The organism is Streptosporangium canum (assembly GCF_900113865.1).
GTDB lineage: Bacteria > Actinomycetota > Actinomycetes > Streptosporangiales > Streptosporangiaceae > Streptosporangium > Streptosporangium canum.
Map to the genome: position 1 here is coordinate 406,463 of NZ_FOQY01000005.1, position 16,297 is coordinate 422,759.

A 16,297-nucleotide genomic window follows, 5' to 3' on the forward strand; every position below is an offset into this window, starting at 1 on the left:
CGGGTAACTCCGGAGGGCTTACGGCGTCAAAGCTGATGAGCTCATGTGGCCCCGCATGCGCGACGTGCGGGGCATTTCGTGTATCCAGACCTGCAAAAGGCCTGCGTTCCGCGACCTCCCGGCACGATCGAGCATGTGGAAGCCGCCCGCAGAGACGGCGGCGGATCGCAACCTAGGAGGCCCCATCAGCGCCGAGCCCCGCATCAACGACCGTATTCGCGTCCCCGAGGTCCGCCTCGTCGGCCCGAACGGCGAACAGGTTGGCATCGTCTCCATCGGCGATGCTCTGAAGCTGGCTCAGGAGTCCGACCTCGACCTCGTAGAGGTCGCGGCCACGGCTCGCCCGCCCGTGTGCAAGCTCATGGACTACGGCAAGTTCAAGTACGAGTCCGCGATGAAGGCACGTGAGGCGCGGCGTAACCAGGCGTACACGATCATCAAGGAGATCAAGCTCCGACCGAAGATCGACCCGCACGACTACGAGACCAAGAAGGGTCACGTGGTGCGGTTCCTCAAGGCCGGGGACAAGGTCAAGGTCACGATCATGTTCCGCGGGCGGGAGCAGTCCCGGCCCGAGCTGGGATTCCGGCTCCTGCAGCGCCTGGCGGAGGACGTCACGGACCTCGGTTTCGTGGAGTCCCAGCCCAAGCAGGACGGCCGAAACATGATCATGGTGATCGGCCCGCACAAGAAGAAGGCCGAGGCCAAGGCCGAGAAGGCGGCGGCCAAGGCGCGGCGTGACGAGGACTCCGTGGAGGAACAGGCGCCCGTCGGCGACGAGGTGGCCGCTCCGCAGGAGTGACTCGCATAGCCTGAACCGTCAGGTAGTCGCGAGATTAAGCCGAGACCGGGTCCGGTCTCGCAGTCAGGCATGCCCTTGACTTGGGTTACCGGCCCGGGACATCGGCACGATCGAGGGAGAGACGGCTGAGATGCCGAAGATGAAGACGCACAGCGGTGCGAAGAAGCGATTCCGGCTCACCGGCACCGGCAAGATCAAGCGTCGCCGTGCCAACCGCGCGCACTACAACGAGTGGAAGTCCTCCACCTTGACGCGTCGTCTCAAGTCCGAGGTCGTGCTCTCCGATGCCGACGCCAAGAAGATCAAGAAGCTGCTCGCTAAGTAACGGCCCCCGGGGAGATAGATACACATGGCACGCGTGAAGCGGGCGATCAACGCCAAGAAGAAGCGCAAGGTCGTTCTTGAGCGGGCGAAGGGCTACCGGGGCCAGCGGTCCAGGCTGTACCGCAAGGCCAAGGAGCAGATGCTCCACTCGATGACCTATGCCTACCGCGACCGCAAGGACCGCAAGGGCACCTTCCGCCGTCTCTGGATCCAGCGCATCAACGCCGCTGCCCGCCAGAACGGCATCACCTACAACCGGCTCATCCAGGGTCTGCGCCTGGCCTCCATCGAGGTCGACCGCAAGATCCTCGCCGACCTCGCAGTCAACGACGCCGCCACGTTCGCGACGCTGGTCGAGGCCGCCAAGAAGGCGCTCCCGGCCGACGTGAACGCGCCGGTCGCCGGCTGAATCCGGCACTGACGAGCGTGCGGCCCACAGCGATCCCGCTGTGGGCCGCATTCGCATTCTTGGGGGGACAGGCATGGCCGGATCTGAGCTGACCAACATCAAGTCGCCGAGGGTCAAAGCCGTGCGGCGGCTGACCAAACGGGCCTTCAGGGACCGTGACCGCTCCTTCCTCGCGGAGGGGCCCCAGGCGGTCCGTGAGGCGCTGGCGCTGGAGGGTGTCGTGGTGGAGCTGTTCGCCACCGCCGAGGCCGAGCAGCGGCACGCCGACATCGTCGCCGCCGCCGCCGCCGCGGGGCTGGCCGTCCACCGGGCCAGCGGAGAGGTCATGGCCGAGCTCGCCCAGACCGTCACGCCGCAGGGGCTGCTGGCCGTGTGCCGGTTCGTGCACGTCCCCCTGGACGGAGCCGTCACCGCCGACGCCAGGCTGGTGGCCGTGCTCGCCCACGTCCGGGACCCGGGCAACGCCGGGACCGTGCTGCGCACCGCCGACGCGGCCGGCGCCGACGCGGTCGTCTTCACCGACGCCTCGGTGGACCCCTACAACGGCAAGTGCGTCCGCGCCAGCGCCGGCAGCCTGTTCCATCTGCCCGTCACCACGGGGGCTCCGGTGGCGCAGGCCGTACGGCGGCTCAAGGACGCCGGGCTGCGGGTGCTCGCCGCCGACGGCGCGGGCAAGCAGACGCTGGACGACGTGGACCTGTCCGGCCCGACCGCCTGGATCTTCGGCAACGAGGCCTGGGGGCTGCCGGAGGAGATCCTGAGTCTGGCCGACGAGGTGGTCCGGGTGCCGATCTACGGACGGGCCGAGAGTCTCAACCTCGCGACCGCCGCCGCGGTGTGTCTGTACGCATCTGCCCGATCTCAGCGGGCCGGTTCCCCGAGCCCCGCCCCGAGGCTGCCGTAGAACGCGGGAAACCCGCTATTGTCGGCGTTGTAGCGTCGAGGAGGCGGGGTCGTGCACGGCGAACACACCGACGAGCGGAGCGCTGACTCCGCCTGTGTGATCGACGTGGACGACCTTCCCGACGGCCTCGTCGTGACCGACCGGGACGGCCACGTGCTGACCGTCAACCGGGCCGCGACCCGCCTCACCGGGGTCACCCGCGACCAGGCCGCCGGACGGCACCTGCGCGACGTGTTCTCCTTCCGCGACCATGACGGGCGCGACTGGTGGAAGTGGCTCGACACCTACGGCGGGCTGCCCACCCGCAGCCGCCAGCCCGAGCTCCCGCTGCGCACCCCCGGTGGCCAGGAGATGCTCGTGGCCGCCCGCCTGGTGCGCAGGCCCGCGCGGGGCGGCGAGGTCGTCCGGGTGGTCATCACGCTCCGGGACGCCGGCGCCCGCGCCCGTCTGGAGCGCAGCCGCGCCGACCTGGTCTCCACCGTCGCCCACGAGCTCCGCTCCCCGCTGACCAGCGTCAAGGGCTTCACCGCGACCCTGCTGGCCAAGTGGACCCGTTTCACCGACAACCAGAAGCTCGTCATGCTGGAGACGGTCAACGCCGACGCCGACCGGGTGACCCGGCTGATCACCGAGCTGCTCGACGTGTCCCGCATCGAGTCCGGGCGGCTGGAGATCCACCGCCAGGTGGTCGACATCCCGGCGAGGGCCCGCAAGATCATCGCCGGCCGGGTCGCGGCGGGGGAGCCGGAGGACCGTTTCCGGCTGGAGGCGGCCGGCGAGCTGCCCGAGACCTGGCTCGACCAGGACAAGATCGACCAGGTGCTGGCGAACCTGATGGAAAACGCGGTGCGTCACGGGCGCGGTACGGTGACAATAGCCATCGAGCCGAACGAGTGGGGAGTGACCGTGTCCGTCCGTGACCAGGGAGAGGGCATCCCCCCTGAGCTGGCCACGCGCGTGTTCCGGCAGTTCTGGCGGGGCAACGCCCGCCGTCGCGGTGGCACCGGGCTCGGCCTGTTCATCGTCAAGGGACTGATCGAGGCCCATGGCGGCACCATCTCCGTGCAGCGGGGGCCCGAGGGCGGGGCCGAGTTCCGATTTATGGTGCCCACCGGCACCCCTGACTTCGCCTGAGCGCGGATGCTGGCCCGGTGGGCTTCCCAGACTAGACTCGTTGCCGCTTAAGCCCTGGATACGGAGCTCTCTTGTCTAACTACGACCCGGTTGAGGTGACCCCGCTGCACGCCGATGAGATGGCGAGCATGCAGGCCGACGCGCTCGACGCCATCACGGCGGCGCGCGACCTCGACGAACTCAAGCAGGTACGGCTCGCGCACGCCGGTGACCGCTCGCCGATCGCCCTGGCCAACCGCGAGATCGGCGCGCTGCCCCCGGCGGCCCGCGCCGAGGCGGGCAAGCGCATCGGCGGCGCCCGCAAGGCCGTCGCCGACGCTCTCGCCCGGCGCCAGGCCGAGCTGGAGGCCGAGCGTGACGAGAGGGTCCTCGTCGAGGAGACCGTCGACGTCACGCTGCCCGCCGACCGCGCCCCGCGCGGCGCCCGGCATCCCCTGACCACCTTGCAGGAGCGCGTCGCCGACGCGTTCGTCGCGATGGGCTACGAGGTGGCCGAGGGGCCCGAGCTGGAAGGCGAGTGGTTCAACTTCGACGCGCTGAACATCTCGCCCGACCACCCGGCGCGCTCGGAGCACGACACCTTCTTCGTGGAGTCCGTGGAGTCCGGGAAGGTGCTGCGCACGCAGACCTCGCCGGTGCAGATCCGGGCCCTGCTCAGCCGCCGGCTCCCGGTCTACGTGATCTCGCCCGGCAAGGTGTTCCGCACCGACGAGCTCGACGCCACCCACACCCCGGTCTTCCATCAGGTCGAGGGGCTGGCGATCGACGAGGGCCTGACCATGGCCCACCTCAAGGGCACCCTGGACCGTTTCGCCGAGGTCATGTTCGGCGAGGGCATCACCACCAGGTTCCGGCCCAACTACTTCCCCTTCACCGAGCCGTCCGCCGAGATGGACCTGAAGTGCTTCGTCTGCCGGGGCGCCTCCGCGGTGCCGGGCAACCCGCCCTGCCGCACCTGCAAGTCCGAGGGCTGGATCGAGTGGGGCGGCTGCGGCATGGTCAACCCGCGGGTGCTCATCGCCTGCGGCGTCGACCCGGGCCGCTACAGCGGCTTCGCCTTCGGGATGGGCATCGAGCGCACGCTGATGTTCCGTCACAACGTCGAGGACATGCGCGACATGGTCGAGGGAGACGTCCGCTTCACGCTCCCGTTCGGAATGGAGATCTGATGAAGGCCCCGCTTTCATGGCTGCGGGAGTACGTCGATCTCCCCGCGGTCACCGCGCACGAGATCGCCGACAGGCTCACCGCCGCCGGGCTCAAGCTGGAGTCCGTCACCTCCTACGGCTACGACGTCAAGAACGTGGTCGTCGGCGAGGTGCTGGCCATCGAGGAACTGCAGGGCTTCAAGAAGCCCATCCGGCACTGCCAGGTCGAGGTGGGGGAGGCCGCGCCGCGTGAGATCGTCTGCGGCGCCACCAACTTCGCGGTCGGCGACCGGGTGCCGGTCGTGCTGCCCGGGGGCGTGCTGCCCGGCGGGTTCGAGGTCGGCGCACGCAAGACCTACGGCCGGATGTCCGAGGGCATGATCTGCTCGGAGCGCGAGCTCGGCCTGAGCGACGAGCACGCCGGCATCATGGTGCTGGCCGAGGGCACCCCGATCGGGGCCGACGTGGTCGAGCTGCTCGGCCTGCGCGACGACGTGATCGAGATGGAGATCACCCCGGACATCGGCTACGCGCTGTCGATCCGCGGTGTGGCCCGCGAGGCGGCCACCGCCTTCGACTCGGCCTTCCTCGACCCGGCCGACGTCTCCCCGCCCGCCGAGGCGGGCCCGTCCTACCCGGCCTCCATCGCCGACCCGACCGCCTGTGACCGCTTCGTGCTGCGTGAGGTCCACGGCTTCGACCCGTCGGCGCGGAGCCCGCTGTGGATGCGGACCCGGCTCACGCGGGCCGGCGTCCGCCCGGTCTCGCTGGCCGTCGACGTCACCAACTACGTGATGCTGGAGACGGGCCAGCCCCTGCACGCCTTCGACGCCGCGAAGCTGACCGGTGAGATCGTGGTGCGCCGGGCCGAGCCGGGCGAGACGCTGGAGACGCTCGACCACGTCGTCCGAAAGCTCGACCCGGAAGACATCCTGATCACCGACGGGTCGGGCGCGATCTCGATGGCCGGGACCATGGGTGGCCTGCACACCGAGATCTCCGATCTCTCCACCGACATCGTGATCGAGGCCGCGCACTTCTCCGCCAGCGGCATCGCGCGCGAGTCCCGCCGCCACAACCTGGTCAGCGAGGCCTCCAAGCGCTTCGAGCGGGGCGTGGACCGGGAGCTGCCGCTGTACGCCTCCTGGCGCGCGGCCCAGCTCCTGGCCGAGCTCGGCGGCGGCACGATCCAGCCGGGTGTGACCCACGCCGAGGTCGAGGTCGAGCCGGTCCGCATCTCCATCCCGAGCGGCCACCCCGGCAGGGTCGCCGGAGTCGGCTACGACCGCGAGACCGTGATCCGCCACCTGGAGCAGGTCGGCTGCACGGTGGTCGCGGGCGCGGTCGCCCCCGCCGACGAGCTCGCCGCCAAGCTGGCGGTGACCGGTGACGACATGCTGACGGTCACCCCGCCCTCGTGGCGGCCCGACCTGACCGACCCGAACGACCTCGCCGAGGAGGTCATCCGGCTCGAAGGCTACGAGAACCTGCCCTCGATCCTGCCGCCCGCGCCGGCGGGCGCCGGTCTCAGCGAGAGCCAGCGGCTGCGCCGCCGGGTGGGCCGGGCGCTGGCCGCCTCCGGCTACGTCGAGGTCCTGGCCTATCCGTTCGTCGGGGAGCGCGACTTCGACAACCTGCAGCTGCCCGCCGACGACGCGCGCCGCCGGGCCGTACGGCTGGCCAACCCCCTCAGCGAGGACGAGCCGCTGATGCGGACCACGCTGCTGCCGGGTCTGCTCAAGACACTGGTCCGCAACGTCGGCCGGGGCTTCGGCGACGTGGCGCTGTTCGAGACGGGCCTGGTCTACCGGCCCTCGCAGGACGCGCCCGCGACCGCGCCGGTGCTCGGGGTGGACCGCAGGCCGACCGAGGAGGAGCTCGCCTCCATCGAGGCCGCGCTGCCCGCCCAGCCGCTGCGGGTGGGCGCCGTGCTGGCCGGGGAGTTCGAGCGGTCCGGCTGGTGGGGCAAGGGACGCGCGGGCACCTGGGCGGACGCCGTCGAGGCGGCCCGCACGGTGGCCCGTGAGGCCGGGGTCACCCTCGACGTCCGCGCCGACCGGCACGAGCCCTGGCACCCGGGCCGCTGTGCGGCGCTGTACGCCGGGGACGTGCTCGTCGGTCACGCCGGTGAGCTGCACCCGCGCGTCATCGAGGCATACGGCCTGCCCGCGCGGACCAGCGCGATGGAGCTGGAGCTGTCCCGGCTGGAGTCGCCGTCGGCCGGTCCGGTGGCGGCGCCCGCGATCTCCGCCTATCCGGTCGCCACGCAGGACGTGGCGCTCATCGTCGACGCCGCCACCCCGGTGGCCGAGGTGGAGGCGGCGCTGCGCGAGGGAGCGGGCGACCTGCTGGAGTCGGTCCGGCTGTTCGACGTCTATACCGGGGCCCAGGCCGGAGAGGGCCGCAAGTCCCTGGCCTACTCCCTGCGGTTCCGCGCGCCGGACCGGACGCTGACCGCCGAGGAGGCCAGCGCGGCCCGCGACGCGGCCGTGGCACTCGCCGGAGAGCGCACCGGAGCCCAGCTCCGCGGCGTCTGATCCACAGTGGTGAAGGCCCCGGCGGTCCTGCTTGGGTTCAAGAGGTCGATGCGACACCTCGTTGTTGAGGGATTGTGTCGGACTTCGAGGTCCGCAAGATCAGGTCTCCGCAAGGGCCGGTGAAGCTGTCCGCGCAACGAGCTGCATACTTCGAGCTCATGCGGCAGGGCTTCAAGAACGACCAGGCCTGCCGGATCGTCGGGATCAACCCGAAGACCGGCAGGCGCCGGCGCATACCCGCTAGGGTGCGCGCCATGACCGCCGCGTTCCGAGCAGCCTGCCACCAGTGCCTGCCCTCTGGGTTCCGGGCGGGCACCGGCGGCGCCGTTGACGGAGGTGGCCACGTCGGCCATGCCTTGGGTCTGGGCGCGGGTAGCAGGGGCACGGCGTCGGTGATGATGGCGGTGCCGGCTCGGTGGCGTCACTGCCCTGCCCGAGACGTCCCCCCACCGGTCGCCCGGGATCCGACTGGCGGCTATGCGTCGCGCATCCGCAGGAGCAGTTCGCCGCCCAAAAGCGCCGCGATGGCCCATGCGGCGAGTACGCTCAGACCGGCCCATGGGCTGAGGGGCAGGCTGGCGAGGTTGGTGGTGGCCTGGATGGCGAGCCCGGCGTTCATCGGGGAGATCTGCCACAGAAGCCGCTGCCAGTCATCGTCGGCGATCAGGAGGATGAGGGCGGGGAAGAGGTAGAGCAGGCCGAGCACGACCCCGATGGCGGTGGCGGAATCTCGTACGGCGGTGGCGACCCCCAGGCTGAACAGGGCGATCAGCGCCAGGTAGAGGACCGAACCGACGGCGGCGCGCAGCAGGGGACCGCTGGTGAGGGTGAGCGTTTCGACGGGAAAGCCGTTGTCGGGCAGGATGCGCCGCGCGGCCAGCGCGGAGGCGAGCACGGCGACGCTCCCGGCGATCAGGGTCAAACCGACCAGAATGATCGCCTTGGCGGCCAGGACGCCGGTCCGGCGCGGCATGGCGGTCAGGGTGAGGCGGATCATGCCGGTGCCGTATTCGCCGGTGATCGCCAGGACGGCCAGGACGGCGACGACCGCCTGGCTCACCTGGACCCCGAATAGGCTGATCTTGGCGGGGTCGTAGCCACAGCCCCGCGAGGTACAGGACACGACGGCGCAGGCCGCGACGCCGGCGGCGACGGTCACTACCACGATCGCGAGCAGCAGCCGGCCGGTGCCGGACAGGGTGCGGAGTTTGGTCCACTCCGCATGCAGATGCTCTCTCACGCACTCCTCCCGCGACTCCCGGAGACGTGCGGATGGGAATGTCTCATGCGTCTCTCCGGCGGAGCTGGACGGAGGCCAACCCGAGGGCGAGCGCGGTGTAGCCGGCCAGTACGGCCAGGCCCCCCCACGGAGGTAGCGGGTAGAAGCCGGCGATGGGCGCATAGTGGCCGAGCACGTGCGCGTACTCCGGGATACTCTGCTGCGTGGCGAAGCCGGCCGCGGGGGTGACGCGCAGCAGCCATTGCGCTGCGCTGTCGGGTAGGACCGAGGTGGTTGCGAGGACGTGCGGGACCACGATCACCGCGATGGCGGTGATGACCGCCGCGACGCTGCGTCGCAGCAGCGCGCCGAGGGCGAGGGCGAGCACGGCGGCCAGCGCGAACAGCGCCGCCATGCCGACCACGATGCGCGCCTGGGTGAGCAGGGACACCGGGAGGACGGCGACGCCGTTGTCGCGCAGAATCCGCCCGCCGACCGTGAACGTGATCGCGGTGGCGGGCAGGGCGGCGGCGAAGGTGACCAGGCCGAGCGCCAGGGCCTTGGCCGCCAGCATGCGGCCGCGGCGCGGGCCGGCCAGCAGGGTGATGCGGATCAGGCCGTGCCGGTACTCGGCGGTGATGAACATGACCGCCACCACGATCACGAGGATCAGGCCGGTCAGCGCGCTGCTGAGGGGACGTTCGGGGGCCGTGCCCTCGATGGCCGGCGCGATGTCGCCGACGCCGGTTACGGAGAAGGCGCCGCCGGACTGGCCGGCGCGGCCCGGGTGGTGCTCGGTCCCGTCGGGCGCGACGGTGACGCCGATATCGTCGTTGCGCCACGCGCCGGACGTGTTGCCTTGGAGCTTGACCTGGTCGAACTCGCCGGTGGCTTCGGTGAAGCGGGCTGCCGCGACGGACCCGCCGAGATCTCCCTGCGTGACCGTGAGGTCGCCGGGGGAGGCGGCGAACATTCCGATCTGAACGGTCTGCGGTAGGCCGGTCAGGGGTGCGGTGCCGATCTGGGTCCACTTGGCGCCGTCGGCGGATTCGTACCCGGTGAGGGTGTCGCCGGAGCGGGTCAGCCGGAGCCACCGCGGCGATTGCCGGGAGACGCCGCCCGGCCGGCCGGCCACGTCGTGGGTGAAGTTGTACTGCATCCGCACCCCGTGCTCACCGGTCATCATCATCGCCGCGTAGGCAGAGCCCTGCCTGGTGCTCTCCTTGATCATGATTCCGGCCTTCGCCCACGGCACGACCCCGGCAACCACGTTGCGCTGCCCCGGGGTGACGTCGGGCTTACGGATCTGGCCGGTCATAGAGGTGAGGCGGACGGTGATGCCGCCGTCCCCGGTCAGCGGCCGGTGCACGAAATAGAACTTGTCGTCCACCGCTTCGCCGCCTGGGCCCACCAGGGGCGGGGGACAGGCGACCTCGATCGGGCCGGAGCTGCACGAGGCGTGGTTGCCGGACGCGGACAGCAGCCCGAGCAGCACGGTGACCAGCGCCGCTGCGGTCATGGCGACCACCCAGCCGCGTACCGTCCTGAACTTGCTCCACTCGGCGCGCAGCAACCGCCCGAAGCCCCCGCGTCCGGCCTGCGGTTCCGAGCGGTGTGAGGAGCGGTGTGAAATGGCGCTCATCGTGCCGTCCCCCGATATTCGACCGTATCGGCGGTGAGGTCCATGTATGCCTGTTCCAGCGTCACCCGGTACGTCGCCACCTCGGAGAACGGCACCCCGTCGGCGTTGAGTACCGCCACGATGTGCTCCGACGGCAGCCCCGAGACGACGATCGTGTCGCGATCGGTCACGGCCATCGTGGCGCCGGCGCGACCCAGCACCGCCATCGCCTCCGACCGCGCCGCCGTCCGCAGTGTGACCCGGCCGCGGGAGGCGGTCGTGATGAGGTCGGCCACGCTGGTGTCGGCGATGACGCGGCCCTTGCCCACCACCACGAGACGGTCGGCGGTGTCCTCCAGTTCGCTCATCAGATGGCTGGACACCAGCACGGCCCGCCCCTCGCCGGCCAGCGACCGCAGGAAGCCGCGCATCCACACGATGCCCTCGGGATCCAGGCCGTTGACCGGCTCGTCCAGCATGAGCACCGGCGGGTCCCCGAGCAGCGCGGCCGCGATACCGAGCCGCTGCCGCATGCCCAGCGAGAAGCCGCTCGCCTTGCGCCGGGATGCCGACTGCATCCCGACCTGTTGCAGCACTTCGTCGACCCGCCTGCCGTTCAGGCCCTGGGAGTGGGCCAGCCACAGCAGGTGGTTCCGCGCGGTGCGGCTCGGCTGAAGCGCACCGGCGTCGAGCAACGCGCCGACGTGGGTGAGGGGGTTGCGCAGGCTGATGTACGGCTGTCCGCCGATCAGCGCGTGACCCTCGTCAGCCGCGTCCAGCCCGAGGATCACCCGCATCGTGGTGGACTTGCCCGCGCCGTTGGGGCCGACGAACCCGGTGACCTGGCCGGGCGTCACGGTGAACGACATGCCGTCCAGCGCCGTGGTCTGGCCGAACCGTTTGCGCAGCCCGTTGACTTCGATGGTTGCTTGCATGCGATCGGTTGTACGGACCCGGCCCTAACACGGGCCGAACAGAGGCTGTCACACCGCTGTTAGGTCCGGCACGGCATCCTGGAACGCATGCGAAAGTGGCGACGACCGGTGCGCACCGTACGACTGCGCTTCACCGTCCTCTACGGTGCCATGTTCCTGCTGTCCGGCATCGGGCTGCTGGTCATCACCAACCTCGTGGGCCTCGGAGGGACGCGGACCAGTCAATCCGCACCTTCTGGCACCCCGCCGGTGGAGCCGGCCACGCTCGCCGCCGCCACCGATCGCATCACCTGGCTCCAGACCCAGCTGTCGGACACCCACGCGGCCCAGTCCCGCCAGCTCCTGATCGGCTCGGCGGTGGCGTTGGTGGTCATGGGCGTGGTGTCGGTCGTCCTGGGCCGGGTCATCGCCGGCCGGGTGCTGCGCCCGCTGCGGATGATCACCGCGGCCACTCGCCGGATCTCCGCCGACAACCTGCACGAGCGGCTGGCCGCACAGGGCCCGGCCGACGAGGTCAAAGACCTCGCCGACACCATCGACGAGTTGCTGGAACGACTGGAGAGCTCGTTCGACGCCCAACGCCGCTTCGTCGCCAACGCCTCCCACGAGCTCCGCACTCCACTGGCCACCATGCGCGCGTCCCTGGACGTGGCCCTGGCCAAGCCGGAGCCCATACCGGCGCAGACCGCCGTGCTGGCCGACCGGCTCCGCACCGAGCTCGACCAGGTCGACCGGCTACTCGAGGGTTTCCTCACGCTCGCCCGCACCCAGCACGGCGCCCTGGCCGACCGCACGACGCTCTCGCTCCGCCAACTGGCGAACGCCGCCCTGCACGCCCGAGCCGCCGACATCACCACCCGCCGCCTCGCTGTCGACCCGGCGGGTGCCATCGACGACAGCGCGTGGACACAAGGAAACAGGACGCTTCTCACCCGCATGATCGACAACGTCATCGACAACGCCATCACCCACAACCACCAAGGCGGCTGGATCCGCCTCGCCGGCACCACCGGCGCCGGGACGGCTCAGCTCGTCGTCGAGACCGGTGGGCGCGTCCTCGACCAGGAGCAGGTCGACTCGCTGGTCCGGCCCTTCCAGCGGCTCAGCGCCGACCGTACCCACTCCGGCACCGGCTCCGGGCTCGGCCTTTCGATCGTCGCAGCCATCGCAGCCGCACACGGCGGCACCCTCGACCTGCAGGCCCGGCCGGAAGGCGGTCTCCGCGTCGCCATCTCGCTACCGGCGGCGGCCGTGCCGGCGGAGACCGCGGCGTGAGAGTGCTCGTGGTCGAGGACGCGCGCTCCCTCGCCGACGTAGTCGTCGAAGGACTGCGTGATCAGGGCATGGCCGTGGACGTGGCTTACGACGGCCTGGAGGCCGCCGCCAAGCTCGACCTCAACGCCTACGACGTGGTGGTCCTCGACCGCGACCTGCCCGGCATCCACGGCGACACCCTTTGTCAGATGATCGCCGAACACGACGACCGCGTCATGGTCCTGATGCTGACCGCCGCCGGCTCGCCCGTCGACCGGGTCTCCGGCCTGACTCTGGGGGCCGACGACTACCTGGCCAAGCCTTTCCACTTCCCCGAGCTGGTGCTGCGCGTCCGCGCCTTGGCCCGCCGCCAGCCGGCCGCCCGGCCCCGCAGACTGCGCGCGGCCGGCATCGAGCTCGACCCGCTGCGCCGTACCGCTACCCGCGACGGCCGGCATCTGGATTTGTCAGTCAAGGAGTTCGCCCTGCTCGAAGCCCTCCTGCGCGCGGCCCCCGCCTTCCTCAGCGCCGAGGACCTGCTCGAACAGGTGTGGGACGAATACGCCAACCCCCTGACCAACACCGTCACGGTCACCATCGGCCGCCTGCGCCGCAAACTCGGAGAGCCCCCCGCCATCACCACGACGCCCGGGGTGGGGTACCGGATCACGGCCCACGATCTCCACGGAGATCCGTCGTCCGAACCCCCGGCCGGCGCGGGGGAATCCGCGATGAGGCATCGACAATAGATCCGAGTTCGGCGTGAGCGGGTGTCTTCGAGCGGTGACCGTCAGGAGCCTGCAACCGGCACGGCCGGCGCGGCCCGCCCAGCAGCGGCGTTCCCGCGGACGGCCGTCAGGTCTCGGCCCCCGCGAGGGACTCGCGGCGGGCACGCTCCCTGACCGCGTGCTCGTCGGTGCGGGCGTCGTAGTCGCGGAACCTGGGCAGCAGCCCGGCCATCGCGACCACCGCGCCGACGCACAGCAGGCCGCCCGCACCCAGGGAGAAGCGGGTCCCGCCGAGCTGGCCCATCAGGCTCGCCCTGGCGTTGCCCAGCATCGGGCCGCTGGTGTAGGAGAGCAGCTCGATGCCCGCCAGGCGGCCACGGAACTCGTCCGGGATGGTCTGGTTCCAGATGGTGGAGCGGAAGACGCCGCTGATCATGTCGGCCGCCCCGGCCAGGGCCAGGCAGACGAAGATGCCCCAGACGGTGGGCATGACGGCCGCCAGCGCCACCGCGGCGCCCCACCCGATCGCCGCCACGACGACGCCCAGGCCGTGGCGGTGGACGTGGCTGGTCCAGCCGGAGGTGACCGAGGCGATCAGCGAGCCGACGGCCGAGGCGGAGAAGAACAGGCCCTGCGCCTCGGGGACGCCGAGCTCGTCGGCGAGGAACGGGTACAGCGCGGTGGAGAACGCGAAGACCATCGCGGCGACGTCCACCAGGTAGGTGCCCATCAGGTCCGGGCGGCCCACGGCGTAGCGGACGCCCTCGACCAGCGCCCTGATCGACGCCGGGGGAGCGTCCTCGGACTGCGGCGGGGCCTCCACCAGCCAGAGCAGGGCCAGGGAGAACAGGAAGGTCGCCACGTTGACGCCGTAGGCGGCGGCGAAACCGAACCAGATGACGATCAGGCCGCTGAGGCCGGGGGCCACGATGGCGCCGAGGTTCCAGCGGAAGCTGGTCAGCGCGGCGGCCGCGGTGAGCTGGTCGTGCCTGACCACGCGCGGCATCAGCGACTCCAGGCTCGGCCGCTGCAGGCTGCCGAGGCCCGCGGAGAGCGCGCCGACCACGTACAGCACCCAGATCTGCGGCTCCGGCAGCATCGCGTTGACCATCAGGACCACGACCGTGACGCAGAGCCCCGCCTCGGTGTAGAGGATGATCTTCCGCCGGTCCAGCGCGTCCGCGATCGCCCCGCCCCAGAGCCCGCACACCACCATGGGGACGAATTCCGCCACGCTGACCAGGCCGACCGCCAGGTAGGAGCCGTGGGTGAGCTCCTTCATCTGCAGCGGGACCGCGACCAGCGTGAGAAAGGTGCCGAACATCGTGACCAGTCCCGAGCCGAAGAGCAGCCGGAAGTCGCGGGAGTCGCGCAGGGGGCCCAGATCCATTTTCAGCCGGAGGGCCAGCGTTCTGAGCGATCGGTCAGGAGTTTCAGACACGGACAATCAGTCTCGGCGGTGACCTGCGCCAGGGCAAACGATTTTACGCCGGTCACCGCCGGTCACCGCCGATCCCGCGTCAGGAGCCCAGGACCTCCTTGCGGAGGTGGGTCTTGAGGATCTTGCCGCCGGGGTTGCGGGGGAGCTCGGTCTCGCGGACCCAGAACCGGACCGGGATCTTGAACGCCGCGATCCGCTCCCGCAGGAAGGCCTGCAGTTCCTCGGCGCTCGCCGGGGACGCCAGCCGTACCACCGCGCCGACCTCCTCGCCGAGCTCGTCATGGGGGATGCCGATCACCGCGACGTCGTCCACCGCCGGATGCTCGAACAGCGCGGCCTCGACTTCGGCGCAGTAGACGTTCTCGCCGCCGCGGATGACCATGTCCTTGGCCCGGTCCACGATGAACACGAAGCCCTCATCGTCCACCCGCGCCAGGTCGCCGGTGTGCAGCCAGCCGCCGATGAAGGTCTCGGCGGTGGCCTCGGGGCGGTTCCAGTAGCCGAGGATCACGTTCGGGCCGCGCAGGCAGAGTTCGCCCACCTCGCCGGCCGGAAGCTCGTCGCCGAGCGGGTCGGAGATCTTCACCTCGACCACGGGCATCGGCAGGCCGATGCTGTCGGGCTTGGCCAGGTAGTCCACGCCGCCGTTGTTGATGGTGAGCGCGGTGGTCTCGGTCATGCCGTACCCGTTGGAGGGGGAGCGGCTGGGCAGCAGTTCGGTGATGCGCTCCAGCAGCTTCGGCGGGGCCGGGGCGCCGCCGTACCCGAGGGAGTTGAGGCTGGAGACGTCGTGGCTGTCCAGGTCGGGGTGGGACAGGAGCTGCCACACGTTGGTGGGCACGCCGCTGAACGTGGTGACCTTCTCGCGCTCGATCAGCTCCAGGGCCCGCCCGGCGTCCCACTTGTACATCAGCACCAGGCCGCCGCCGGTGAACATGGTGGTGGTCATCACCGCGAAGCAGCCGGTGACGTGGAAGAGCGGCACGGTGAGCAGGGTGACGCGGCGCTGCCCGGCCGACTCCGCCGGGTCCTTGCCCGCCCGGACCACGCTGCGCAGCAGGCTGTAGGCCACGGTCATGGGGGACTGGCCGAGGTTGCGGTGGCTGCCGAGGGCGCCCTTGGGGCGCCCGGTGGTGCCCGAGGTGTAGAAGATCGTGGCCGGGTCCTCCGGGGACAGCTCGACCGCCGGCAGCGTCACGCCGGCCTCGACGGCGCCCAGCACGTCCTCGAACGAGCGGGCGCCCTCGGGCGCCTCGCCCCGGGCCACGATCAGCGACTGCGCCAGGCCGCCGATCCTGGCGGCGCGCTCACCGTCGGCGATCAGCACCTTGGCCCCCGAGTCCGACAGCCCGAACTCCAGCTCCTGGGCGGTCCACCAGGCGTTGAGCGGTACGGCCACCGCCCCGGCGGCCAGCGTGGCGGAGAAGGCGACCACCCACTCGGGGTAGTTGCGCATGGCGATGGCGATCCGGTCGCCCTTGACCACGCCGTAGTCCTCCACCAGGCGCCGCGCCAGCGTCGCCGCCCGCCGGAAGTGCTCCTCGTAGGTGATGCGCTCGTCCTCGTACGTCAGGAAGACCTTGTCGCCGTGGAACCGGCTCATCTCGAGGAGTGCGCGGAAGTGGCCGGGCGCGTGTTTCCACGTCCTGACGGCGCCGCCGTGGCCGGCGACCTCCTCCATCTCGAAAAGCTGCCCTGGACCGGTGAGCTGGGCCTGGACCTGGTCATGGGTGACAGTCATGTGTTCGTACTCCCCGGGGGCGGAGGGACCGGAAACGTAACGATACCGACCGGTAGGTACGGGCAACAGTGCCGAAACATCGCCGACATCCAGGTCGCAT

Annotated in this window: 13 protein-coding genes and 1 pseudogene; 9 read left to right on the plus strand and 5 right to left on the minus strand. The window is 70.9% G+C overall.

Annotated features, from left to right (window positions below; translation table 11 throughout):
* The first annotated feature begins 133 nt into the window (after positions 1-133).
* From infC to pheT, 7 genes are all read left to right on the plus strand, one after another.
* Positions 134-802 carry a translation initiation factor IF-3 gene (infC, locus tag BM085_RS10665; protein WP_093886821.1) on the plus strand — a complete coding sequence of 223 codons (669 nt, stop codon included), beginning with the start codon at positions 134-136 and terminating at the stop codon, positions 800-802.
* A gap of 130 nt (positions 803-932) precedes the next feature.
* On the plus strand, positions 933-1,127 hold the full coding sequence (gene rpmI / locus BM085_RS10670) for a 50S ribosomal protein L35 (RefSeq protein WP_012892553.1): 195 nt from the start codon (positions 933-935) through the stop codon (positions 1,125-1,127).
* A gap of 24 nt (positions 1,128-1,151) precedes the next feature.
* Complete coding sequence (gene rplT / locus BM085_RS10675; protein ID WP_012892552.1) at positions 1,152-1,535, plus strand: 50S ribosomal protein L20; 384 nt, start codon at positions 1,152-1,154, stop codon at positions 1,533-1,535.
* 73 nt (positions 1,536-1,608) lie between these two features.
* Positions 1,609-2,439 (plus strand): TrmH family RNA methyltransferase, encoded by an 831-nt coding sequence (locus tag BM085_RS10680; protein WP_093886822.1) that lies wholly within the window; start codon positions 1,609-1,611, stop codon positions 2,437-2,439.
* Positions 2,440-2,490: 51 nt separating this feature from the next.
* Positions 2,491-3,573: a sensor histidine kinase gene (locus BM085_RS10685; protein ID WP_093886823.1), complete on the plus strand. Its 1,083-nt coding sequence runs from the start codon at positions 2,491-2,493 to the stop codon at positions 3,571-3,573.
* A 119-nt stretch (positions 3,574-3,692) separates the two neighbouring features.
* Positions 3,693-4,742, plus strand: a complete 1,050-nt coding sequence (pheS, locus tag BM085_RS10690; protein WP_051864837.1) for a phenylalanine--tRNA ligase subunit alpha — start codon at positions 3,693-3,695, stop codon at positions 4,740-4,742.
* The gene (gene pheT / locus BM085_RS10695) at positions 4,742-7,258 is read left to right on the plus strand and encodes a phenylalanine--tRNA ligase subunit beta (RefSeq protein WP_093886824.1); all 2,517 of its coding nucleotides are present in this window, start codon (positions 4,742-4,744) and stop codon (positions 7,256-7,258) included. The genes pheS and pheT overlap by 1 nt, the downstream gene beginning before the upstream one ends.
* A gap of 475 nt (positions 7,259-7,733) precedes the next feature.
* Here the strand turns inward: pheT and BM085_RS10700 are convergent, their stop codons facing one another.
* From BM085_RS10700 to BM085_RS10710, 3 genes are read right to left on the minus strand one after another with little or no spacing between them, the layout of a single operon-like run.
* Positions 7,734-8,498 (minus strand): ABC transporter permease subunit, encoded by a 765-nt coding sequence (locus tag BM085_RS10700; RefSeq protein WP_093886825.1) that lies wholly within the window; start codon positions 8,496-8,498, stop codon positions 7,734-7,736.
* Positions 8,499-8,541: 43 nt separating this feature from the next.
* A complete protein-coding gene (locus BM085_RS10705; protein WP_093886826.1) occupies positions 8,542-10,119 on the minus strand; it encodes a DUF1349 domain-containing protein in 1,578 nt (525 codons plus the stop codon).
* A complete protein-coding gene (locus BM085_RS10710; RefSeq protein WP_093886827.1) occupies positions 10,116-11,033 on the minus strand; it encodes an ATP-binding cassette domain-containing protein in 918 nt (305 codons plus the stop codon). Before BM085_RS10710 ends, BM085_RS10705 begins: the two co-directional genes overlap by 4 nt.
* An 87-nt stretch (positions 11,034-11,120) precedes the next feature.
* On the opposite strand from BM085_RS10710, the gene BM085_RS10715 reads away from it, so the two are divergent.
* Both BM085_RS10715 and BM085_RS10720 read left to right on the plus strand, forming a co-directional pair.
* A complete protein-coding gene (locus BM085_RS10715; RefSeq protein ID WP_093886828.1) occupies positions 11,121-12,308 on the plus strand; it encodes a HAMP domain-containing sensor histidine kinase in 1,188 nt (395 codons plus the stop codon).
* A pseudogene (locus tag BM085_RS10720) lies at positions 12,305-12,955 on the plus strand (response regulator transcription factor); the annotation flags it as partial. The gene BM085_RS10715 and the pseudogene BM085_RS10720, both read left to right, overlap by 4 nt.
* Before the next feature lie 187 nt (positions 12,956-13,142).
* Here the strand turns inward: BM085_RS10720 and BM085_RS10725 are convergent.
* Positions 13,143-14,456 carry an MFS transporter gene (locus BM085_RS10725; protein ID WP_245789236.1) on the minus strand — a complete coding sequence of 438 codons (1,314 nt, stop codon included), beginning with the start codon at positions 14,454-14,456 and terminating at the stop codon, positions 13,143-13,145.
* Positions 14,457-14,535: 79 nt separating this feature from the next.
* The gene (locus BM085_RS10730; RefSeq protein ID WP_093886830.1) at positions 14,536-16,197 is read right to left on the minus strand and encodes a class I adenylate-forming enzyme family protein; all 1,662 of its coding nucleotides are present in this window, start codon (positions 16,195-16,197) and stop codon (positions 14,536-14,538) included.
* Between the last annotated feature and the right edge of the window lie 100 nt (positions 16,198-16,297).